The following is a 22505-nucleotide window of genomic DNA, read 5'->3' on the forward strand; positions in this document are numbered from 1 at the left end:
TTATATCAGCCAGTTCTTTTCCCCCATGTAGTTCTTCCCCTCTATCGCTTTAGAACCGTTACACTTATCGATCAATTTGAGAGTGGGAAGCGGTACAATTTTACTTTTTGTCTAATACCGGAGAATGAAACTCATCAGGTTTGAGGGTAAGAACAGAACAGGCGAACTTGTCTATCATGGATTCTGCGGTATGTCCCATAAAAAATCCGGCAACTCCGGTTCGTGCTAGTGAGCCCATAATGACCATATCGATTGAATTATCTATCACAAACTGAGGAATGACCGTTTTGGCGTCACCTTTCAATAGTTTGATTTGGTGTTTCACCGATAAATGGTCATGCGGTGTTGTTAGTGATTTCATTCGTTCGGTCCGCTCTGATTGAATTTCTTGTGAGATTAAATCAACATCCAAGTCACGGAAACTCCCCCATTTTTGGAAAAATCCAGTAAGATCCATATTCCAAGCATGTAACAGTATCAGCTCGGATCTGGTTAAGGCACCAATTTCAAAAGCAAGGGACAAGATTTTCTCATTAAACGCGTCTTGCTCCAGAAAAGAGACATCAACAGCCACTGCAATCCGGCGGACAGGTGACTGACGAGTGCTGATGGACCAGATCGGGTAGGCTGACTGACGCATTAAATAGAGCGTGGTACTGCCTCGCTGACAAGCTTGGGCTTTATGTTGTCGGAGGGCATGAATCACGATTATATCTGCCTGAACCTCCTCAGCCACCTTGATGATTTCAATAAAGGGGATCCCTAGTCGGACAATCATCGAAAACTCAATATTTGGATAGTTGGCTTTCAAAATTTGGGCTTGCTTTTCTAAAACCTGTTCGGCGGTTGTTGTCGCCTCATCCAACAAGTTCAACACCTTGTTGGAATACTTAGCGATTTCCTTTAACTCTTCAAGCTTTTCAATTACCGTAACTAAAGTAATCTTAGCCGACTGGGCATCGGCAATCTGGAGTACTTCATTGAAGTCGTCACCCAAAAGTTGATCCGGGGCAACAGGGAACAGTAGGTGATGAAAGCTCATAGGACCTCCTCAGGCATGATTGAAATCACCAATAGTATAGTCAAGTATCATAGAGAACGGTGAACTGCGCATGTGTCGGTAAAGACTTAATGAGGCCACTGTTCAATGACACCGTCTCCGGTCATCGCAACAAATTTGCCTTGTTCTCAAGCGTTTTTCCTGCGCTATTTCTGATCACTTATTTACTGTGATTGATATAAATGGTGTTAATAAGTTACATATTCTGATAGTTCGGCCCGCCGCCACCTTCTGGTGTTTTCCAGGTAATGTTTTGCGATGGGTCTTTGATATCACACGTTTTACAGTGTACGCAGTTCGAAGCATTGATTTGAAACTTTGGTTTTCCTTCGGCTTCAATCACTTCGTAAACGCCAGCAGGGCAATATCTTTGGCTGGGTTCATCAAACATTCCTAGGTTTACGTCTATCGGAATATGTGGGAAGGTCAGTACAAGATGACATGGCTGATTCTCTTCATGTTGCGTACCCGACAAAAATACCGAAGAAGGTTTGTCGAAACTGATTACACCATCCGGTTTAGGGTACGTAATAGGCTGACATTCTGCGATGGTTTTAAGCTGTTCGTGGTCATGCGACTTATCTTGAACTTTCCATGGTAATGGCTTCTTAAACAGAGGTTGCCACATATTATGTTCAAAGGTAGAAAGCGTGCCACCGAGCAGACTACCAAATTTGTGAATGTTTGCTCCGAAGTTACGCGTTTCCATCAATTCATCATAGAGCCATGATTTTTTGAACCGGGATTGGTAATCGGGTTCTGATAACGATGTTGAGTACGCATCTGTAATCGCTTCGGCTGCCAACAGACCCGATTTCATTGCGGTGTGACTGCCTTTAATTTTCGCGACATTCAATGTTCCCGCATCACAGCCAATCAAAAGTCCGCCGGGAAATTGCTGTTTAGGCAGAGAAGACAAACCGCCTTTTGTAATCGCTCTCGCGCCATACGCGATCCGTTGTGCGCCTTCTAGGTGTTGTTTTATCGCGGGATGATGCTTAAAACGCTGGAACTCGTCAAATGGGCTTAAATACGGATTGGCGTAGTTGAGATCAGTAATTAAACCGACCGCAATTTGATGATCTTGCATATAGTAGATAAATCCGCCGCCGGTGGTATTAGTTTCACTTAATGGCCAACCAACTGAGTGAATAACATTACCGGCGAACCCCCTTGAACGTTCTGAAAGCTGCCATATCTCTTTAATCCCTAGAGCATAGTGTTGCGGCTGTTTACCTGCAGCCAAATCAAATCTCTCAATCAGCTCTTTTCCCAGATGCCCGCGACAGCCTTCGCAAAACACGGTGTACTTTGCTTTAAGCTCAATTCCAGCTTCGAAGTTGGTTTTCGCTTGCCCGTTTTTGTCCAGCCCCATGTCACCCGTGGTGATCCCTGTAACAGCTCCGGTTCGGTCATAATTGATACTTGCCGCTGCAAAGCCAGGAAAAATCTCTACGCCGAGCTCTTCTGCCTGTTTTGCCAACCAGCGGCATAGGTTTCCAAGACTGATGACATAGTTGTTTTCATCGTTATGCATTGGTTTCGGTGTAAGGAAATGGGGGACTTGAATATGGTTGAGTGGTGTTGTCAGATAGAGAAATGCATCGTCTTTAACGTGGGTTGTTACAGGAGCGTCCATCGTTTGCCACTCAGGGAATAGTTCGTCCAAAGCTCTCGTTTCAAAAACGGCTCCGGAAAGTATATGTGCACCGATTTCAGAACCTTTCTCGACCAAGCAAATAGAAAGCGGGTCTTCTTCTCGCTGCTGATTGAGCTGAGCTAACCGACAAGCGGTGCTTAAACCCGCAGGTCCGGCACCGACGATAACCACGTCAAACTCCATGCATTCTCGTTCCATGTGTCTGTTTCCTCAATTACAAGTTCATCTGTGTGATGCTTCACTGATGTCTATAGCTTAGTTAACGTAAACGGATTTTGGCGTTGTTATAGGGGACGCGTATTCAACCAGTCAGAGAAACGAAAAGGCTTCCAGTTCGGAAGCCTTTTACTATTTCTATATCTCAATTATTGACCACTCGCTCTTTGCAAATGTTCAGCTAATACTTTGGTAAACCTCGCTGCTTCTCCACCAGTACATGCTCGGTGGTCAAAAGTAATCGATAATGGCATCACTTTTACTGCGACTGCTTCTCCGTTTCGTATCACTACTCGCTCTATGATGCGGCCTGCACCTACAATCGCGACCTGAGGCGGTGAAACGACAGGTGTTGCGAATATGCCGCCAATCGCGCCGAAGTTAGATAGGGTAATAGTCGCATGTTGCAGATCCTCGCGATTGATTTTCCGGTCGCGAATGCCTCCTACCGTTTGATCGAGCCAACGGCGAACATCTTTTGGCTCATATTCATCAGCATGACGCAGAACCGGAACGTACAAACCATGACGACTGTCGACGGCAACGCCAAGATTGACAGTGGTATGCACACAACGGGTCATGGTTTCGGCATCAAACCAGGCATTAAGTGCGGGCTCTTCCTGACAAGCATGAACAATGGCCTGAACCAGTCGGATACTGATGTCTTCTTCGGGGGCCCAGGTTTCCAACATGGCTTCTTCGGTAATAGTAACCGCAGCGACGTTTGTGTGTGACTCCGCCATAGCTGAAAACATGGTTCGACGGGCGCCCTTAAGGACTTCTGTTCCCGGACGTTGCTTGCCTGCTTCATCATAGATGTCAGAATCCATGATCAGACCATTTGCTCCGCTACCGGTCACCGCATTTAAATCAACACCGAGTTTTTTCGCGAGTAAGCGGGCAGAGGGCAGAGCCGTGATTAGGCTATTGTTAGACGCTCCGTCACTGCTGCCTACCCAAAAGTCATCTACGTTAACGTTTTGGGCTTGCTGGGATACGTTACCAACAACAGTAGCGGCATCAGCGGTTTCTCTTTTCTCAACGGCTTGTTTCTCAGAGGTTTGTCGTTCTGCGCCGCTCTCATCAATTTCGAGTAACAAGACACCGATGTTGACAATATCGCCTTCTTCGCCATGACGACTAACAATTCTGCCAGAGTAAGGAGCGGGAACATCGACTGTTGCCTTCGCTGTTTCTACGGTCAGGATCACTTGATCCAGTTCTACCATGTCACCGACATTCACGTGCCATTTTACGATTTCGGACTCAGCGAGACCTTCGCCGAGGTCGGGTAAGTTAAATGTCTTCATTTCCAATCCTCCACGAGCTCACGCGCGGCGCTCACAATGTCTTCTTCCTGAACCATAAAATAATCTTCATTACGATAGTAAGGCATGATGGTATCCATTCCGGTCACCCGTTTTGGTGGGGCTTTCAACAAACACATGGCGTGCTCTGCGGTACGGGCTAAAAGCTCTGAGCCCACACCACAGGTTTTACTTGCTTCGTGAACCACGAGCAGGCGTCCGGTTTTCTCTAATGAACGGAAGATGGTTGTGGTATCAATCGGCTTGATACTGGCTAAATCAAGCACTTCTACTTCAATACCTTGTTTTGATAATGTCTGAGCAGCTTGTAAAGATTCGACTACGCAAGCTCCCCAAGTGACTAATGTGATGTCCCGGCCTTTACGTAAAGTAAAACAGGTGTCTAGTGGCAAGGCTACACCGTTATCGGTGACTTCAGATTTGACTGTGCGGTAGATTCTTTTTGGTTCAAAGAACATCACGGGATCATTACTGCGAATCGCAGCGAGTAGCAGACCGTACGCGCGTTGAGGTGAGGAAGGGACGACCACTTTAAGTCCCGGTGTATGCGCAAAAAGTGCTTCGACACTTTCTGAGTGATGTTCAGGAGCATGAATACCACCGCCAAATGGGGCTCGGAAAACAGCCGGGCAGGTAAGGCGGCCACGAGTACGATTTCTCATTCGCGCTGCATGGCACATTAGATGTTCCATTGCAGGAAATACGAAGCCCTGGAACTGGAACTCGGCTACTGGACGTAGCCCCTGTGTTGCCATACCAACGGCAACACCGCCTATTAAGGCCTCTGCCAATGGAGTATCTATGACTCGTTTTACCCCGTACTTTTGCTTTAACCCCACTGTGGCACGGAAAACACCGCCGTTTTCACCTATGTCCTCGCCAAGTGCTACGACGTTTGGGTCGTGTTCCATTTCATAATGCAGCGCGAGGTTTACTGCTTCAACTAAGGTAAGTTCAGCCATGTTTGCCTCCCTGCATACGCATTGCTTTGTTGATGAGTTCATCTCTTTGTGAGTGCAACTCTTGAGGAAGAGACTCATAAAGATAATCAAATCCGGATTCCGGAGCCTGATCCGGCATCTTCAAGTAGCGTTTTACCGCTAACTCAACTTGTTCCTTACATTCTTCAAGCCATTGCTCTTCCTGCTCTTCACTCCACGCGTTCTGGCTGATTAAAAAGGCTTTGAGGCGAGCGACAGGTTCAAATTGCCATGCGGTTTGTACATCATCTGCGTTACGGTAGCGTGTGGCGTCGTCTGCCGTTGTGTGGTCACTCAAACGATAGCTAACGGCTTCAATTAGCGTCGCGCCCTTACCTTTTCGTGCACGTTCAAGTGCGGTCATGGTGGCATCGTAAACAGCCACGATGTCATTGCCATCGACGGTAATTCCAGGGATACCTGCACCTTTGGCCTTTTCTGATAAAAATTCTGCGGCGCATTGCAGGCTGCGCGGGACGGAAATCGCCCATTGGTTGTTATTGACGACAAATACCAGAGGAATGTTCCACGCGCCAGCACAGTTAATGGATTCCAGGAAATCACCTTTGGATGTACCGCCGTCTCCACACATGACTAAGGCAGCGTCATGATTTCCTTTTATCTTAAGTGCAGAAGCCACGCCTACGGCATGCGTGCACTGAGTCGCGATAGGTACACAAAATGGTAAATCCCGGCTTGGGATAGGGCTGCCTTCTGGTGAGAAGTCGCTACCGCGTTCATCACCACCCCAGTATTGAAGGTTCTTTTCCATACCAATGCCACGGCACCACATTGCGGGCATATCGCGATAATAAGGTACGAAAACATCGTCGGCTTCTAACGCACGACCGACAGCGATCCCAATAGCTTCAGAGCCAAGATGAGAAGGATAAGTCCCTAATTTACCTGTGCGTTGCAGAGCAACGGCTTTGTTATCGTAGGTACGGGTTAATACCATATCACGGTAAAAACCGACCAGTGTTTCGATGTCAGCCCAGTTGGGTAATTGGCCGACTAGGTTACCATGATGGTCGATAAACCGATGCATGGGTAATGCCTGAACGTTCATCTCAAGCTCCTTTTGACGCTGCGGGTCTTTTGGACTGCAGCTGTTCATTATCAAACCAAAGTTTGTATGGGTACTCAAACTTTGATATCAGCGTAAAAGGTTAAGGTTACGTTTGTTAATGACTGTTCTTACTCTTTCAGACGTTTATTCCGTTAACAAAGCTGTGTTTGGATGAAACACAAGGCGTAAACATTAGCGCTACTGAACACCTAACCTTTTGTTTAAATACTGGCATCACCAGACTCATTAAGTGTAAACAGGATGTTAAAATATGCTTTATTTTAACAATTTCCCAACAGTAAAGTTTTGCTTACACCCCAGTTATGCAGAGTTATATGCTGGTTTTTGATTTTCAGGGTTTTAAAAGTTGAAGGTAATCACTAAAAATCATTTGCTATTTACGACAAAATTGGGCTGTAAAATTTAACAAACTAAACCATTATTATTAAATCCCGATGGTTGTAGTGTTGGAGGAAACAGAGAAATTCTTCCCAATAGAACGGAATCAAGGTAGTGTGCTTTGCACAGAAGTCATTTTTATTCCAGCCACTTGCGTGAGCAGGTAAAAGGATTATTTAGATAGCTGTACCTATTGAACTCGCGGTTGTTTGGGGTTAATCGAGGTATAGCCGAGCGCATTATGGAGAAATTATGTATCGCGCCCACGTTTACTTTCCATTGCGACAGCAAGATAAAGCACAAGCGTTAAATGAAATCATTCGTCAAGAACGCCAGGATGTCCTTCGTGTATCTCCGTTAGTTGGCAGATTGCAGGGACCGCACAAGATGCCAATGTTTGAGATTCACCTTGAGTCACTCAGCGAAGAATTTATCGCCTGGTTAGATGTCATTCGCGGCGATTTTTCTGTACTTATTCGGCCAGTCAGTGAGCAAGAAGTGCTTGATTACACCGACCATGCTATTTGGCTCGGAAGAGAGTTAGGTGTATTTGAAGAAAAGTTGGGGCACTAGGACTACCGAACAAATTGGTTTTTCGAGTACTGAAGACCGGTAATTATCACTATATCTTAACCGGAGCCCAGGTCGGTAAAGCTGACCTGGGTTCTGCTCTCCACTACGTTTCTTTAATCCCTTTCCAGAGCATTCCTAATAGCTTTGTGCTACACCTACTTAGAGCCTTAGGTGACTTTTCAATTAAATAATCACGCATCTGGCGTTGATTTAGGCATAGCAGTAGCGTCGACATAATGAGAGAGGGAAGGGTATGCTTACAATACTCTTAGTCGTACTTGCACTGACTATTTTTTGGTTGCTGTATAGTAACAGTCCAGTATTTGAAGATCCTGTGCTCAGCGAAGAGCAGAGTTGGGTTGGACCCACAGAAAATCTAGAAGAGTGGCAAGGTTACCGCTCTCATGTATTTGAGCCATTTAGTTCCCAGACTACCTTCTATGCGATTGCCTATTTCGCTAACTTTGTCGCCGCGGCTAATGCGATTTCATGGTCAACAGTATTTGAGGGAGACTATTCATTTCTCATTAGCCGGTTTGGCAGCTATTTCATTGTGACTTCTTATGATGTCATGTTGCTGTCTGGTTTCGTGGCTTTGGCATTTTTTGTGATCAATTGGCAACTAGCTATGCACTGCGCTGGTCTCTTGAGCCAATACTTGGTTCGTCTTTTGGTTATGAATCGAATTCGCTTTGCCGCGATAAGCTTAATCTTTTGTAGTTATTTTGCATATTTGCTGACGATAAGTATTTTTTGGCTCTTTCACGACAGCTATTCCATCTGGCAAGGGTTGAAGCTTAGTCCGGTCTTCTTGTTTCTGGCTCTTGTGGTTGTCGTCGCCTTACCCTCAAAGAGAAAGGAGCCTCAAATAAAAGATTAAAGCTCTCCACAGTAGCAATTCATCCCTTGTTGAGTTAGCATTGCCGACCTTTTTCGTCAGTGGAGGATATATGTTTATCGGCTTTGACTATGGCACTGCAAACTGTTCAGTGGCAAAAATGGAATCAGGCGAGCCTGTTTTGCTCAAGCTTGAAGAGAGTAACCCTTATATTCCCTCCACACTTGCAGCTCCGACTCGTGAGTCAGTGTCTGAACATCTGTTTCGTCATCGAGACATCAAACCGTTAGATCAGGTTGGCGAACAAGTGCTTCGTCGCGCGATAAATCTGAATCGTGAAGAGAGCATCGATCTGGAGCCTGAAGACATCGATTTTGGTCAGGCAGCACTGAGCCGGTATTTAGAAGATCCTCGTGATATTTACTATGTAAAATCGCCTAAGTCATTCTTAGGTGCGTCTGGCTTGCGTGATGTCCAGTTAGCCTTCTTTGAAGATTTGGTCTGCGCCATGATGGATAACATCAAGTCACAAGCAGAAAATGACGCTCAGCAAACCATTACCGACGCGGTAATTGGACGCCCAATTAACTTTCACGGCCGTGGCGGAGAAAAAGCCAATATTCAGGCCGAAGGGATCTTACTAAAAGCGGCGAAACGTGCGGGTTTTAAAAACATCGAGTTTCAATTTGAGCCTGTAGCAGCAGGATTGGAATACGAAGCGACACTGACAGAAGATAAGACCATTTTGGTTGTCGATATCGGTGGTGGTACGACGGACTGTTCGTTGATTCAGATGGGACCGTCATGGGCTGGTAAAGCAGACAGAACCGATAGTTTACTTTCACACAGTGGTCAGCGTGTTGGCGGTAACGATTTAGATATTGCACTGGCATTCAAGCAGCTTATGTTTCCGTTTGGGATGGAAAGTAAAATGGAATCAGGCATTGTTATGCCTACCACTCAGTTCTGGAATCCAATTGCGATCAACAATGTTGAAGCTCAGAATGACTTTTACTCACGTGAAAATCTGGCAGCGTTAAAACTGTTACATAAACAGGCACAAGAACCTGCTAAGCTCGTTCGCTTACTAGAGGTTTATCATGAATCGTTGGGCTACAACATTGTGCGACGCGCTGAAGAGGCAAAAGTAGCGCTCTCCGAACAGGCTTCCTACCGCGCTGGTATTAATCTGTTGTCCGAGCTCATCGAAGTTGATGTGCAGCGGGATGATATGATTGAAGCCATTCAGTCACCGAAAGATAAAATGACGGCTTTGGTTACCGAAGCAGTCGAGCAGGCCGGTGTTAAACCGGATGCAATCTTTATGACAGGTGGTTCGGCTCGCTCGCCAATCTTACGTGATGCGGTGCAGACAGTACTTCCGAATATACCTGTGGTCAGTGGTAACTACTTCGGCTCAGTTACAGCTGGTTTAGCCCGCTGGGCAGAGGTCTGTTTTAAGTAGCTTTACTTGGTGACGTTGTCACTATGAAATCTGTGTAACTAAACTAAAAAAGCCCGACCAATAGGTCGGGCTTTTCCGTTGGGTTCGAACTGTGCTTAATGGCTCATGTGCTTTTGCATATGTCCTTTGTTCTCTACCGCCATATCGACTTCTACTTTACCCGCGTTTTTAAACGTCAACGTCACAGGGAAGCGATCGCCTTGTTTTAAAGTCTTTGTCGGGTTGAAAATCATCAAATGAAAGCTGCCTGGTTCAAGTGCCACACTGCCATTCGCCGGAACTGAAATCTCATTTACCTTCACCATCTTCATCACGCCATCTTTCATAATATGATTGTGAAGTTCGATGTGTCCCGAGATAGGGCTTTCTGCTGCAATTAATGCATCTTCTTTATCGCCGTGGTTATTCAGCTGAAGGAATCCACCAATAACCGGAGCATTAGGTGGCGCTTCACGACTCCATGGGTGATCGATGTGGATTTTTCCCGCTTCATATTCGTGAGCAAGGCTGACTGGACTCGCAATGATGGCAATAAGAGTGATAGCAAGGTTCTTAAACTGTTTAAGCATTTTGTATTTTTCCTTTTGATAGTAATGATTTCCCCTTGTCAGTACTGGATAGGGGGTATTGTTATTTTTACTAAGCCTTAGGCCGGAAAAATGCTGGGTGGAGAATGCTTAGGCGCGAGATGTTTATATACCAGCCTTCTGCATTGAGTAAAGTGATATAGAATCTTCGCGTGTTTTATCCGGCGTAACCAATAGATAGTTGCCAGAAGTAGTCCAGTAGAGCACAGCAAGAAAAACTGCACTGCTTGAAGCAAAGGACATTCAAAATGGAAGTCATCATGCAGATGAAGACTATTAACAAATTCTGAAGATGTGTGTTTGTTCGCTGCAACAAGTGTGTTGATGTCGACCCATTTAAAACCGTCAGCAGTACACAGCAACACTCTTTCGCCTTGCGCTTCGCTAAGCCAGTTACTGTTGTGTATTTGTGTAGGATTCAAAACCGCAGTGGAGGCAAGGTACAGTTGAAACAACACCGCGAAGATGACCACAAAAGCGGCTACGCGTTGTTTTCTGTACTGTAGATAAGTGATTTGCATACGGTCTGGCATCTGGCTTGCTCCGGCACAGGATACTAACAAATAACCTTTTGAATGTAACTGCAAGATTTATAAAGAGTGATAGAAGTGTAATTTATTTGTGTTGGCTTCTTGCATGAATCAGTACCATTTCGAAACTACTTGGAACTAGGTTTCCAACCCGCTGTGACGTAAAAAACGAACTTTAAAGTACACTTTATTTATAGCAAAGCATCCCAAGATGCAGGTTTAAGCGAGAATGGCTTGATTTACAGATGCGGCATCGATTCGATGAGCTGGTGGTTCTGAATCAAAAATCGCTTTATGGCGCAGTTGAAATTCAAGGAGCTCCATATGCTTTCGTATTTGGTAAGCAGAAGTATTGAAATAGAAAAATCTCAAAGAGAGATCGTAGACTACCTTAAGAATTTTAAGAACTGGCCAGAGTGGTCACCTTGGGTAATTCTTGAGCCTGATTGTGAACTCAATTATCACGGGGAACAAGGACATGTAGGCGGTGCGTATGAGTGGGATGGCAAGCTGATTGGCTCTGGTTCTGTGGTGTTAGAGAGTACTCAAGAACACCGTTTGGATATGGAGCTGCATTTTTTCCGTCCGATGAAAAGTCACGGAAAAGTAATGTTTATAGTGACGCCCTATGAGGGCGGTTGCTTGGTCGAATGGAAAATGAGCTCGGCTGTTCCTTGGTATCTGTTTTTTGCGAAAAACTTATTTAAGTCAATGATCGGAATGGACTTTGATCGTGGTTTAAGAATGCTCAAAAGCAAATTAGAAACGGGACAAGTATTGTCTAAGCTTGTTGAGATCGGCCATCGAAAACAACCAACAATCCGTTATATGGGGATTCACGGTTCTGGAACAATCCCGGAACTGGGGACCATAATGAGTGGTCATCTAAGTCAGTTAAACAACTGGGCTACAAAAGAAAGTTTGTCAGTGAACGGCGCACAGTTTTGTTATTACCTCTCTATGGATATGAAAAACGGTAAGTTTGAATTTATCACTTGCCTGCCTGTAGATAGTGACGTTGCTGTTCCCCAGGGATTTGTTTCAGGAACCATAGATGAATGCGATACCTTTGTTGTCGAACATAGGGGAGAGTATCAGTTTTTGGGTAACGCTTGGGCAATGGCAATGAACCTAACCCGTCACGGTCGAGTTAAAGTGAAGAGTAAACCATTGGGAATCGAGCGCTACTTGAACAATTCTGACGATACAGAGCAAGCGGATTTACGCACAGAAGTGATTCTTTTTAAAAAGTGAGTGGCTGAGGAATAAGAATTTAGTGATGCATATCACTCTTTGGGTGTGTTTATTGAAAAGTACAAACGACTGTAATAAATATTTAATGTTTATCTGAGTTGCTAAAAATTCCTGTATTAGACATAGTGTTATTAAGTCGTTAACAAACGGCTTTCATACTGTAACCAGGAGATGTCTATGCACAATGAAATGATTCAACCTTCGCACTTCGGTATTATTGGCCGTACTTGTATCGCCTCAGTAATCATGATGGCGGCTGTTTTCACTCTGATCTGATTGAGATGTAGAACGTTTAGGTTCTACTTTGAAAACAGAGCAAAATTCAGGGAATTACCTTGAACCTTAATAAGGTATTCCCCTGAAACCCCTACCAAATATTATCTTCTCTACTTAAAACTCGTTGTACCCACCACCGTAACACGCGCTTAGAGCTCCGAATCAACAGTCTAGGTGTAAGCCACTTATACGAAGAGACTCGGGTAATAGCGAAATTGTGTTTTTACTATCCCTTTCTGCACGAAAACGAATCTCGTTTGCACTTAATTAGTGCGACAAAAAGAGCTGTAAAAGTAACAAAAATTATAACTTGTTGTTATTTCGATAAAATAAATGTTGGCATCCTGATTGCAATCTAGAAAGAGTTCATCGTTAACTCGATGCACCGCTCTCCTAAGCAGGCGGAGATGCGGGTTAGGGTATTACTTTTGTTATAAATGTACTAACAGCGTTTTAAGGCAGTGCAGCCTCTCTCGGTTCGGGAGAGGTTTTTTTTTTGCTTGTTAGTTCGAACGATAAAAATCAGCAGGAGGCATGATGTCGCGAGGATGCAAAAAAACCACTTGTCCATATTGTGGAGTTGGATGTGGGGTAGAAGTTAATTCCAAAGAGATCGTTGGTGATAAATGTCATCCCGCAAATGCTGGGTCTTTGTGTGTAAAGGGAGTGGCATTAGCAGAGAGCCTTCAAATGCCGTCAAGATTGCTTTACCCCAAACATCTTGGAAAAGAAGTTAACTGGCAGCAAGCGATCGATTTAATTGCTGGCAAGATCCATCAGGCAAAAACTGCCTTTGGGCCGGACTCCATAGCGATGTATGTATCAGGACAACTATTGACTGAGGATTACTACTTGGCGAATAAGCTGATGAAGGGGTATATCGGTAGTGCGAATATTGATACCAACTCTCGTTTGTGCATGTCGTCCGCAGTGGCTGCTCATATCCGTGCGTTTGGTGAAGATGTGGTACCAGTTAACTATGACGATATTGATGATACGGATCTGCTAATTATCTGTGGGGCGAACACGGCCTGGACGCATCCAGTGTTGTTTCGCCGAATTCAGCAAGCACGAGAAAACAACCCTAACTTAAAGCTTGTGGTTATCGACCCTAGAGAGACAGTGACGGCTCAGCAAGCAGATTTGCACCTGGCAATTAAGAACGATGGTGATGTTTCTCTGTTTAACGGATTACTTAAGTTCTTAATAGATCAACAGTGTTTAGATTCGAATTACATTCAATCACACACTGAAGGATTTGATGAACTCGCCAACGAAGTAAGTAGTAAGCGTTACGATGTCACAGAATTAGCATCTACATTGGATGTCGATCCAGAAACATTACGTACTTTTTACCATTGGTTCGTACAAAGTCCTACGGCTATTACCTTGTTTTGCCAAGGTGTTAATCAGGCCGAGAATGGAGTCGATAAAGGTAATGCTATCATCAACGCACATCTCGCCTCCGGAAAAATCGGCAAAGCAGGTTGCGGGCCTTTTTCCATTACTGGTCAGCCGAATGCGATGGGCGGAAGAGAAGTTGGAGGATTAGCGAACCAGCTCGCGATTCACCGCGGTTTTGATCAAGAGTCCATTCAGCAAGTACAAGCGTTTTGGAACTCTCCGGAAATTGCGTCTCAGCCCGGTTTAAAAGCCGTTGAACTATTTCAGGCTGTCGAGAGGGGCGACATTAAAGTACTTTGGATAATGGCAACCAATCCAGTGGTTTCTTTACCAGAGAATCATTTGATAAAACGAGCGTTAGAAATTTGTCCATTTGTAATTGTGTCTGATATAACTTCGGACTCGGACGTTGCTCAGTACGCAGACTTGTTACTGCCAGCCGCTGGCTGGGGGGAGAAGCAAGGTATGGTGACCAACTCTGAGCGAAGAATGTCGCGTCAGCGCCAGTTTCAGCCACCTCCAGGGGAAGCAAAATCAGACTGGTGGGCGATCAACCAGGTTGGTAACGCGCTATGTGAGTTACAGGAAGGGCAGAGCGGATTTACGTTTCGTAATGAGCACGAAGTGTTCTGCGAATATGCTGCAATGACAAGCATAAACGGTGATTCAATGCTGAAGCTCGACTTATCGGAGTATGCATCGATGAGTGAGCAAGAATATGACGAGTGGATACCGGTACAGTGGGGTGGGGAGCGTCCATTCTCAGACGGTGTCTTTTCCCATCCGGATGGTAAAGCGCGTTTTGTTGTTACCACAGAATCTCGAGCCAGATTGGAACGTACAAAAGGTTGGTGGCTGAATACAGGGCGACAACGTGATCAGTGGCATACCATGACACGCACCGGGCATATAGCTCATCTCGCTGCTTCTGAAGTTGAACCCACCGTTTATATGAACTCACTTTCTGCGACTCAGAACCGGATCAAAGCCGGTCAGCTAATCAAACTTATTCAACCAAGTAACCAAAATGCGATTTACGCTAAAGCCGCGATTGATGACGGACTCGGCTATCAGGAGCTGTTTATGTCGATGCACTGGGCAGGCCGTTATGGCGGTGAAAGTTCAGTTAACGCGATTGTAAACAGTGTGACAGACCCGATATCCGGACAGCCGGCATTCAAGTCTGCCGTTGTTGATGTTCAAGAGGCAAATGTCAAAGCTTATGGGCTGTTCATCGGCACGCAGTTTGACTCAGAGACGTTTCTTTATAGTGCCTTTCAAGCGGAAAATAATCTGGGTATCTGGCGTTTTGCTTACGATAAATGGCCGCATAAGCAGAATTTTTGTCGCAAAGACAAAAGCAGGAGAATCATTATGGACATCTCTCAAGGCTGGTTAGCGGTTGATTATGACTTGTTGGGAGACGTTCAAATTATTCGTTCTCTATTAATGGTCTCTAACGAACCGATTCAAACCGACTATAGCAACCTTACCTCTTTGGTTGGTAAACCAATGGAGCTTTCAAAGTTGCTAACGATTACTCAGGGGCAAACAAGCGCAAAACTGGTTTGTAGTTGTTTTCGAGTCACTGACAGACAAATTCAGCAAGCGATGGACAAGCATGATTGTACTTCACTAACGCAACTACAAAACAAATTGAAATGTGGCACGAACTGCGGGTCTTGCGTGTCGCAAATCAAACAGATGGTGAGCTCACACAAACAGTCACTGGAATTGAACACTAAGTAGTTATTTAAATATATAAAGAGGGTAAGCATATGGAAGCGCCTTATCAACACTGGTTCAAAAGTGGACAGAAATCAGACTCTGCTGGATTTTCCGATCATCAAATGACGACAATGAAAGCTTTGATGGCTGAGAAGCAGGAGAAAAACAGCGGAGAACGTACTGGATTTGTGTCTATCGTCGGTGCCGGGCCGCACGATCCGGATCTGCTGACTGTTAAGGCGGTAAAAGCCATTATGTCTGCAGAGGTGCTTCTTTACGACCGACTGGTGAACAAAGACATTCTGCAATTGGCTTCACCGCATGCGGACTGGATATACGTTGGTAAACGTTGCGGCCAGCCGAGTATCGATCAAACTGAAATTTGCAGCTTAATAGTAGAACTCGCCAAGCAAGGGAAAAGAGTAGTACGATTGAAAGGTGGTGATCCGTTTGTCTTTGGTCGAGGCGGTGAAGAAGCCTTAGAGCTAGTTAAGCATTCTGTTCCCTATGAAGTGGTCCCCGGTATCACAGCCGCTATTGGTTGCTCAGCAAACAGCTTGATCCCTCTTACTCACAGAGGTGTTTCTCGCAGCGTAACCTTTGTCACCGGGCAAGTTGTGACTGGCGCATTTGATGCGTGGAGTCAGCTAATGCGAAGTGGTCAAACGTTGGTGTTCTATATGGGGTTAGAGAAATCGTCTGAGATTCAGTCAGGATTAATAAGTTCCGGATTACAAGAAGATTTCCCTGTTGCAGTTATTACACATGGTTGTAGTCCACAGCAAAAAGTTCACGTAACACAACTGAATCAGCTCAAAGAACTGGCAACTAGACTAAAAGGTGTCAGCCCGGCATTGATTGTGATGGGAGAAGTGGTAAAACTACGGGAAGCGTTGTTAGACACTGTAGAGTCAGTTGCAGAATACGAGGGAATATGAGCAGCATTCAAGAATGTATCAGAACGGTCGGCCGTGGTGAGCGCGGCAGAAAACCGCTTAGTTTTGAACAAGCCTATCGGGTTATGGATGAATATCTGAATAATGAGTTCGATGATGACCAAATGGCAATGCTATTGATGCTGATTCGTGTACAGAACGAGACACAGCAAGAGATCGCCGGTTTTGTTAAAGCATTCCAGTCACGTATGCCTGCGATAGGCGCTGACATTGACTGGCCATGCTACGCAGGAAAGCGCAAAGCCGCGGGCCAGCCTTGGCATCTTTTAGCTGCCAAGATTATGGCCGACAATGGACACAAAGTTCTGATGCATGGTTATCATGACCGCCAGTCTGGACGCTGGCACGCAGAAGACTATCTTGAAAAGTTCGGAATTGTTAAAGCTCAATCTGCAGAAGAGGCTAAGGGCGTTCTGGAAACACAGAATATTGTTTACCTGCCTTTAAGTGCATTTGCACCTCAGGCAGAAAAGATGATCAGTTGGAAAAACCGTTACGGGTTGAGAACTCCGATAAATACTGTCGTACGGGCTCTAAACCCCGGCCAGGCAACCGTCGGAATTCGAGGCAGTTTCCATCCCGGATTCCAGCAGCTTCACGCTGAAGTAGAGCATGAAATTGGCCAGACACGTCACGCTGTGGTGTCATTTAAAGGGCAATCCGGTGAATCGGAATATAACCCTAAAGTAAGCCAAACGGTATGGCTCAGTCAAACAAGTGGTGTTACTTCACACTACTGGACTGAACAGATGCTGTCGGAAGTGCCGATTCCAGACTCTTGTCCTTTTGACACGGCGAAAGAAGACTTAACGCAGATGGCCAATACCGTTATTGCAACCATGACTGCGGTGCTGTTTTCCGAGATGCAAGATCGGGAAAAAGCGTATGAACGAGCGTTTTCTTATTGGTTGGGGCATGTAAACGGTGAAAACCAAGTCTAACTAAACTTTTGTATTTATATTGTTAAACCAGAAACCATTATCTATTGTTTACAGTAGTTTGCGGAGTTGTTGTGACTGCTTAGTATCCCGCAAGGTAAACCCGTTTTTAAAATAAACAGAGGATAAGGGTAATGGTTCTAAAGCATCGCGCTTCCAGTGAAAAGGAGTCACATCCTATACCCCAAGAGGCATTTGACTGGTATGACGAATATGCACACGGTAAGATTTCACGCCGTGAGTTCATCAACCGACTGGGTGGTTTGGCTGTTTTGGGTTTTAGTGCGGCAGCGTTAATTGAAGCTTTAACACCCAACTATGCATTGGCGGAACAAGTCTCTTTTAATGACCCAGATATTAAAGCAACCTATCAAACCTTTCCTTCTCCGAATGGGCATGGAGAAGGAAGTGGTTATCTGGTCATGCCCCGTAAAAAGACCGTAAAGTCTCCTGCTGTGTTGGTTATTCATGAAAACAGAGGGCTAAACCCGTATATCAAAGACGTTGCGAGGCGATTAGCAAAAGATGGCTTTATTGCTTTCGCTCCGGATGCGCTTTATCCACTCGGAGGTTATCCCGGAAACGATGATGATGGTCGTGCAATGCAGAAAAGTATGGATCGAGCTAAGATTGAGCAGGATTTTATCGCAGCGGCTAATTTCCTTAAACAACATCAAAGTAGTTCAGGGAAACTCGGGGCAGTTGGATTCTGCTTTGGTGGATACATTGTTAACATGTTAGCCGCGGTCATGCCTGACAAGTTGGATGCCGGTGTCCCTTTTTACGGGACACCGGCAGAAGAATCCATTCGTAATCAGGTTAAAGGCCCTTTACTGCTGCATTTCGCAGGGCTTGATAAGCGTGTTAATGATACCTGGCCTGGCTATGAACAGCAGCTTATTGCCAATGACGCGGAGTATACAGCGCTCATGTATGAAAACGTCAACCACGGATTCCATAATGACTCTACAGGGCGTTATGCGCCAGAAGAAGCTGCGCTGGCCTGGGAGCGTACCATTGCGTTCTTTCGTAATCACCTTACCTAGATAACTCGTACTAGGGTTAGATAACTTTTTTTGTCAGTTGGCACATTCCTTGATTTACCTCTCTTGTTGAGAAAGGTTAAAGCAGGGAATGTCCATGACTCATTTTACTTCTAAAACACCCGTTATCGTATGTTGTGACAGCCTTACAGAACAAGCTCGCTTATCGGGTTTATTGACCCCAAATTATGACAATATTATCGGTTGTCCGTTAGCACGTTTAGAAAGTGCATTGGAACAAGAACCCAACGCGAATATAGTGGTGGGCTGGCAACAGCCAACTGCAGAGTTGCGTTTAATTGTGGATTTCTGCAGGTCAAAATCCTCACCTCTGTTAATTGTACTTAAACAGTTTTCAACTAATGATATCAATCGCTTATCTGAATCAATGGATTACGTTTTGATGCCGTATGACAGTCAGTTTGCCCTACAGCCGTGGGTGGAGCATGCTAGGCTAGTGCGTACGCGTTTTACACAGATGGAGTCAGAAATTGCAGATCTAACGAGCAAAATTGAAGAGCGAAAACTGGTTGAAAAAGCCAAAGGGCTACTGATGAAAATGCACAGGGTGGATGAGGAACAAGCGTATAAAGCGATGAGAAATTCTGCGATGCAAACTAGCCAGACGTTAGCTCAAGTTGCTAAAAATTTGATTTCCACATTGGAGGTTCTTAGCTAATTGCCTAACCCTTTGGGGTTATATGAAAAAATCTACCTTGGTGCGTATTGCACAGCCAATATGCAAGGTAGGTAATAATAAACATTCCATTTGACGTAACTTACTGTAATTTAATGAAATATAAACATGGCACATGCGTTGCAACGGTATTGTCGGGTTTATTGTTTAATAGCTTCACTCAATTATCAAAGACGGTAATTGTAGTCATGGCAACGGCGCCACTGCTCTTAGGAGTAGTGGCGTTTTTTTTTATGGGAGAAAAGCGATGAAATGGAGTTCGATGCTGAAAGTATCAGCAATCACACTATCTGTAATAAGTGCATTCAATGTGAGGGCTGAACTGGGTGAACCAGAAATTGAAGACCTAAAGTTTGGCTTTATTAAGTTAACCGATATGGCTCCACTGGCTGTCGCTTACGAAAAAGGCTTTTTTGAAGATGAGGGCTTATACGTCACTCTAGAAGCTCAGGCGAACTGGAAGGTATTGCTAGACCGCGTGATTGACGGTGAGTTGGATGGCGCGCATATGCTGGCAGGGCAACCTTTAGGGGCAACGATTGGCGTGGGAACCAAAGCGGAAGTCATCACGGCTTTTAGTATGGATTTAAACGGCAATGCGATCACCGTTTCTAACGATACGTGGGAGCAGATGAAGCCGCACATCCCATTGCAAGAAGATGGCAAGCCTGTCCATCCAATTAAAGCAGATGCACTTAAACCGGTTGTCGACAGTTACCGGGATCAGGGTAAGGCGTTCAATATGGGAATGGTGTTCCCGGTTTCGACACACAACTACGAGTTACGCTATTGGTTAGCCGCTGGCGGGATTCATCCGGGGTATTACGCACCGGAAAGTGGTGACAACAGTGGTCAGGTGAAAGCAGATGTATTGCTTAGCGTAACTCCACCACCACAAATGCCAGCCACCATGGAAGCAGGAACAATCAAAGGTTACTGCGTAGGTGAACCCTGGAACCAACAAGCGGTATTCAAAGGTATTGGAGCACCGGTGGTTACCGATTACGAAATCTGGAAAAACAACCCGGAGAAAGTATTTGGCGTTTCTAAACAGTGGGCTGAAGCAAACCCGAATACGCACATACGTGTTGTAAAAGCGTTGATTCGCGCGGCGCATTGGTTGGATGAAAACGACAATGCAAATCGTCAGGAAGCAGTGAAGCTCCTTGCTAAAAGTGAATACGTCGGGGCAGACGCAGAAGTTATCGCGAACTCAATGACCGGTACTTTCGAATATGAGAAAGGTGATAAACGAGATGTTCCGGACTTTAACGTCTTCTTCCGTCATAACGCAACCTACCCGTACTACAGCGACGCGATTTGGTACCTGACGCAAATGCGCCGTTGGGGACAAATCTCAACCTCTAAACCAGACGATTGGTACATGGACATCGCGAAAGAGGTGTATCGCCCTGACATCTACCAACAAGCAGCAGAAGCGCTGATTGAAGACGGTGTGCTGAGCGTTCAGGACTTCCCTGATTTTAAGGCTGAAGATGGATTCCGCGAACCACAGACACATTTTATTGATGACGTGGTTTATGACGGACGTGAACCGAACAAATACCTGGAGAAGTTCTCCATTGGTTTAAAAGGAAACGACAAGGTCTGACTGTAAGTATATGAACCAAATGTCGCGGGCATTGCAACAAGCCCGCGTCCACAAAGATGTAAATTTAGGAGCGACTATGTCTAGTAACGTTATTTCTCTTTTTCCTGCGAAAGAGGTGGTAAACAGAAGCCGGTTGGTGTTGTTACCGATTATCGGTTTACTGGTTTTCCTGAGTATCTGGCACTTAGCGGCGAGAGAAGTACAAACTTCGTTAGGCACGTTGCCAGGGCCAGTTGAGACTTATCAGCAGTTCCATAATCTGGTTGATGAACACTGGCAAGAACGCGAGAAAGAACAGGCATTCATTGAACGTCAGGAGAAACGTAACGCGGCTAAGTTGGCGAAAAATCCAGATGCAGAGGTGAAAATTCGGCCATATACAGGTAAGCCAACGTTCTTTGATCAAATACTTACAAGTCTGGTTACGGTAGCTGCCGGGTTCATGCTAGCGACCTTTTTAGCGATCCCTCTTGGTATTTTATTAGGATTAAATCATGGTCTTTACAAAGCGTTTAACCCGGTTATTCAACTGCTGAAACCAGTGTCACCACTGGCTTGGTTGCCGATAGTAACCATGGTCGTGAGCGCCACCTATGTCAGTGATGACCCCATGTTTGCTAAATCTTTTATCACTTCACTGATTACTGTTGCGTTATGTAGCTTGTGGCCGACTTTGATTAACACTGCTGTTGGCGTCACCAGTGTCGATAAAGATCTGATTAATGTAAGCAAAGTGCTGCAGCTTTCCTGGTGGCAGCATATTCGAACCATTGTTTTGCCTTCTGCTATTCCAATGATTTTTACCGGCCTGCGACTTTCCCTGGGTATTGCTTGGATGGTGCTGATTGCAGCAGAAATGCTGGCGCAGAATCCGGGGTTAGGCAAGTTCGTCTGGGATGAATTTCAAAACGGCAGCTCTGCCTCTCTCGGGAGGATTATGGTTGCAGTGATTACGATAGGCTTTATTGGCTTGATGCTCGATAAGGGAATGTTGCAATTGCAGAAATGTTTGTCGTGGAACAAACAACAAGCATTTAGATAAGGAATGGGACTATGGAAAAGCCATTACTAGATTTGACGCGTTTAGGGATGCGATTCCCGACACCAAACGGTGAGTTTATTGCGCTAAAAAATGTCGATTTGCAGATAAAAAAAGGTGAGTTTGTATCGCTAATAGGTCACTCGGGATGTGGTAAGTCAACGGTACTGAACTTAGTCGCTGGCCTTCACTTACCGACTGACGGGGGTGTTATTGTCGATGGTCGTGAAGTGGCGGGGCCCGGGCCGGACAGAGCTGTGGTGTTCCAGAACCATTCATTATTGCCTTGGCTGACGGTTTATCAAAACGTTGAATTGGCGGTCAAACAAGTCGCGGGTAAGCATGGTAAGTCTTGGGTAAAAGAGCAAGTTCACCATTACCTGAAGCTCATTCAAATGGAACACGCAGCAGATAAGAAACCAGATGAAATCTCCGGTGGTATGAAGCAGCGAGTCGGAATCGCCAGAGCACTGGCACTGCAACCAAAAGTTCTGTTGATGGATGAGCCTTTTGGTGCACTGGATGCTTTAACAAGAGCGCATTTGCAGGATGCGCTAATGACGATTCAGGCAGAGTTAAACAATACGGTGATCATGATTACTCATGACGTCGATGAAGCGGTTTTACTGTCTGACAAAATTGTAATGATGACGAATGGTCCTGCAGCGACTGTCGGTGAAGTACTAAATATCGAGTTAGCTCGTCCGCGCGAAAGGGTAGCACTAGCGGAAGATTCGCAATACCAAAAATATCGTCAATCTGTACTCAAGTTCCTTTACGAGAAGCAATCGAAAGTGGAACAGACAAACGACGTTAAGCAGTCAATGACCACAGCAAAACTGGCGTAAGGAGA

General features: G+C 45.3%; 19 protein-coding genes. 12 read left to right on the forward strand and 7 right to left on the reverse strand.

The window, feature by feature from the left end:
- Nucleotides 1–100: 100 nt before the first annotated feature.
- The 5 genes from KHN79_RS17760 to pdhA form a co-directional block, all read right to left on the reverse strand.
- A complete protein-coding gene (locus KHN79_RS17760; protein WP_182009382.1) occupies nt 101–1042 on the reverse strand; it encodes a universal stress protein in 942 nt (313 codons plus the stop codon).
- A 214-nt stretch (nt 1043–1256) separates the two neighbouring features.
- A complete protein-coding gene (locus tag KHN79_RS17765) occupies nt 1257–2918 on the reverse strand; it encodes an electron transfer flavoprotein-ubiquinone oxidoreductase (protein ID WP_182009381.1) in 1662 nt (553 codons plus the stop codon).
- Nucleotides 2919–3085: 167 nt separating this feature from the next.
- Nucleotides 3086–4246 carry a dihydrolipoamide acetyltransferase family protein gene (locus KHN79_RS17770; RefSeq protein ID WP_182009380.1) on the reverse strand — a complete coding sequence of 387 codons (1161 nt, stop codon included), beginning with the start codon at nt 4244–4246 and terminating at the stop codon, nt 3086–3088.
- Entirely contained in the window at nt 4243–5226 is a 984-nt protein-coding gene (locus KHN79_RS17775; RefSeq protein WP_182009379.1) for an alpha-ketoacid dehydrogenase subunit beta, read from the reverse strand. The genes KHN79_RS17770 and KHN79_RS17775 overlap by 4 nt, the downstream gene beginning before the upstream one ends.
- On the reverse strand, nt 5219–6313 hold the full coding sequence (gene pdhA / locus KHN79_RS17780; RefSeq protein ID WP_182009413.1) for a pyruvate dehydrogenase (acetyl-transferring) E1 component subunit alpha: 1095 nt from the start codon (nt 6311–6313) through the stop codon (nt 5219–5221). The genes KHN79_RS17775 and pdhA overlap by 8 nt, the downstream gene beginning before the upstream one ends.
- 651 nt (nt 6314–6964) lie before the next feature.
- Between pdhA and KHN79_RS17785 the strand changes: the two genes are divergently transcribed.
- From KHN79_RS17785 to yegD, 3 genes are all read left to right on the forward strand, one after another.
- Nucleotides 6965–7285, forward strand: a complete 321-nt coding sequence (locus KHN79_RS17785) for a DOPA 4,5-dioxygenase family protein (RefSeq protein ID WP_182009378.1) — start codon at nt 6965–6967, stop codon at nt 7283–7285.
- A 253-nt stretch (nt 7286–7538) separates the two neighbouring features.
- Complete coding sequence (locus KHN79_RS17790) at nt 7539–8165, forward strand: hypothetical protein (protein WP_182009377.1); 627 nt, start codon at nt 7539–7541, stop codon at nt 8163–8165.
- Between the two features lie 70 nt (nt 8166–8235).
- Nucleotides 8236–9588, forward strand: a complete 1353-nt coding sequence (gene yegD / locus KHN79_RS17795) for a molecular chaperone (RefSeq protein ID WP_182009376.1) — start codon at nt 8236–8238, stop codon at nt 9586–9588.
- A 95-nt stretch (nt 9589–9683) separates the two neighbouring features.
- Here the strand turns inward: yegD and KHN79_RS17800 are convergent, their stop codons facing one another.
- Nucleotides 9684–10157, reverse strand: coding sequence for a copper chaperone PCu(A)C (locus tag KHN79_RS17800; RefSeq protein ID WP_182009375.1), 474 nt, complete (start codon nt 10155–10157; stop codon nt 9684–9686).
- Between the two features lie 77 nt (nt 10158–10234).
- Complete coding sequence (locus KHN79_RS17805) at nt 10235–10696, reverse strand: hypothetical protein (RefSeq protein ID WP_182009412.1); 462 nt, start codon at nt 10694–10696, stop codon at nt 10235–10237.
- A 333-nt stretch (nt 10697–11029) separates the two neighbouring features.
- On the opposite strand from KHN79_RS17805, the gene KHN79_RS17810 reads away from it, so the two are divergent.
- The 9 genes from KHN79_RS17810 (at nt 11030) to KHN79_RS17850 (ending at nt 22500) form a co-directional block, all read left to right on the forward strand.
- Nucleotides 11030–11959 carry an SRPBCC family protein gene (locus KHN79_RS17810; RefSeq protein ID WP_182009374.1) on the forward strand — a complete coding sequence of 310 codons (930 nt, stop codon included), beginning with the start codon at nt 11030–11032 and terminating at the stop codon, nt 11957–11959.
- Nucleotides 11960–12772: 813 nt separating this feature from the next.
- Nucleotides 12773–15388, forward strand: coding sequence for a nitrate reductase (locus KHN79_RS17815; RefSeq protein ID WP_182009373.1), 2616 nt, complete (start codon nt 12773–12775; stop codon nt 15386–15388).
- Between the two features lie 29 nt (nt 15389–15417).
- Nucleotides 15418–16305, forward strand: coding sequence for a uroporphyrinogen-III C-methyltransferase (gene cobA, locus KHN79_RS17820; RefSeq protein ID WP_182009372.1), 888 nt, complete (start codon nt 15418–15420; stop codon nt 16303–16305).
- The gene (locus tag KHN79_RS17825) at nt 16302–17264 is read left to right on the forward strand and encodes a glycosyl transferase family protein (RefSeq protein ID WP_182009371.1); all 963 of its coding nucleotides are present in this window, start codon (nt 16302–16304) and stop codon (nt 17262–17264) included. Before cobA ends, KHN79_RS17825 begins: the two co-directional genes overlap by 4 nt.
- A gap of 131 nt (nt 17265–17395) precedes the next feature.
- On the forward strand, nt 17396–18307 hold the full coding sequence (locus KHN79_RS17830; RefSeq protein WP_182009370.1) for a dienelactone hydrolase family protein: 912 nt from the start codon (nt 17396–17398) through the stop codon (nt 18305–18307).
- A gap of 94 nt (nt 18308–18401) precedes the next feature.
- On the forward strand, nt 18402–18983 hold the full coding sequence (locus KHN79_RS17835; protein WP_182009369.1) for an ANTAR domain-containing protein: 582 nt from the start codon (nt 18402–18404) through the stop codon (nt 18981–18983).
- 265 nt (nt 18984–19248) lie between these two features.
- The gene (locus KHN79_RS17840; RefSeq protein WP_182009368.1) at nt 19249–20613 is read left to right on the forward strand and encodes a CmpA/NrtA family ABC transporter substrate-binding protein; all 1365 of its coding nucleotides are present in this window, start codon (nt 19249–19251) and stop codon (nt 20611–20613) included.
- Nucleotides 20614–20689: 76 nt separating this feature from the next.
- On the forward strand, nt 20690–21655 hold the full coding sequence (locus KHN79_RS17845; RefSeq protein WP_182009367.1) for an ABC transporter permease: 966 nt from the start codon (nt 20690–20692) through the stop codon (nt 21653–21655).
- An 11-nt stretch (nt 21656–21666) separates the two neighbouring features.
- The gene (locus tag KHN79_RS17850; protein WP_182009366.1) at nt 21667–22500 is read left to right on the forward strand and encodes an ABC transporter ATP-binding protein; all 834 of its coding nucleotides are present in this window, start codon (nt 21667–21669) and stop codon (nt 22498–22500) included.
- Nucleotides 22501–22505: the final 5 nt, after the last annotated feature.

Source organism: Vibrio sp. B1FLJ16 (assembly GCF_905175385.1).
Classification (GTDB): Bacteria; Pseudomonadota; Gammaproteobacteria; order Enterobacterales; family Vibrionaceae; genus Vibrio.

Coding starts and splice junctions, on each gene's coding strand:
- KHN79_RS17760 (WP_182009382.1), bottom strand. CDS start 1,042: ATGAGCTTTCATCACCTACTGTTCCCTGTTGCCCCGGATCAACTTTTG.
- cobA (WP_182009372.1), top strand. CDS start 15,418: ATGGAAGCGCCTTATCAACACTGGTTCAAAAGTGGACAGAAATCAGAC.
- KHN79_RS17800 (WP_182009375.1), bottom strand. CDS start 10,157: ATGCTTAAACAGTTTAAGAACCTTGCTATCACTCTTATTGCCATCATT.
- KHN79_RS17790 (WP_182009377.1), top strand. CDS start 7,539: ATGCTTACAATACTCTTAGTCGTACTTGCACTGACTATTTTTTGGTTG.
- KHN79_RS17845 (WP_182009367.1), top strand. CDS start 20,690: ATGTCTAGTAACGTTATTTCTCTTTTTCCTGCGAAAGAGGTGGTAAAC.
- KHN79_RS17785 (WP_182009378.1), top strand. CDS start 6,965: ATGTATCGCGCCCACGTTTACTTTCCATTGCGACAGCAAGATAAAGCA.
- KHN79_RS17830 (WP_182009370.1), top strand. CDS start 17,396: ATGGTTCTAAAGCATCGCGCTTCCAGTGAAAAGGAGTCACATCCTATA.
- KHN79_RS17805 (WP_182009412.1), bottom strand. CDS start 10,696: ATGCAAATCACTTATCTACAGTACAGAAAACAACGCGTAGCCGCTTTT.
- KHN79_RS17840 (WP_182009368.1), top strand. CDS start 19,249: ATGAAATGGAGTTCGATGCTGAAAGTATCAGCAATCACACTATCTGTA.
- KHN79_RS17810 (WP_182009374.1), top strand. CDS start 11,030: ATGCTTTCGTATTTGGTAAGCAGAAGTATTGAAATAGAAAAATCTCAA.
- KHN79_RS17850 (WP_182009366.1), top strand. CDS start 21,667: ATGGAAAAGCCATTACTAGATTTGACGCGTTTAGGGATGCGATTCCCG.
- KHN79_RS17775 (WP_182009379.1), bottom strand. CDS start 5,226: ATGGCTGAACTTACCTTAGTTGAAGCAGTAAACCTCGCGCTGCATTAT.
- KHN79_RS17815 (WP_182009373.1), top strand. CDS start 12,773: ATGTCGCGAGGATGCAAAAAAACCACTTGTCCATATTGTGGAGTTGGA.
- KHN79_RS17825 (WP_182009371.1), top strand. CDS start 16,302: ATGAGCAGCATTCAAGAATGTATCAGAACGGTCGGCCGTGGTGAGCGC.
- KHN79_RS17770 (WP_182009380.1), bottom strand. CDS start 4,246: ATGAAGACATTTAACTTACCCGACCTCGGCGAAGGTCTCGCTGAGTCC.
- KHN79_RS17835 (WP_182009369.1), top strand. CDS start 18,402: ATGACTCATTTTACTTCTAAAACACCCGTTATCGTATGTTGTGACAGC.
- KHN79_RS17765 (WP_182009381.1), bottom strand. CDS start 2,918: ATGGAACGAGAATGCATGGAGTTTGACGTGGTTATCGTCGGTGCCGGA.
- pdhA (WP_182009413.1), bottom strand. CDS start 6,313: ATGAACGTTCAGGCATTACCCATGCATCGGTTTATCGACCATCATGGT.
- yegD (WP_182009376.1), top strand. CDS start 8,236: ATGTTTATCGGCTTTGACTATGGCACTGCAAACTGTTCAGTGGCAAAA.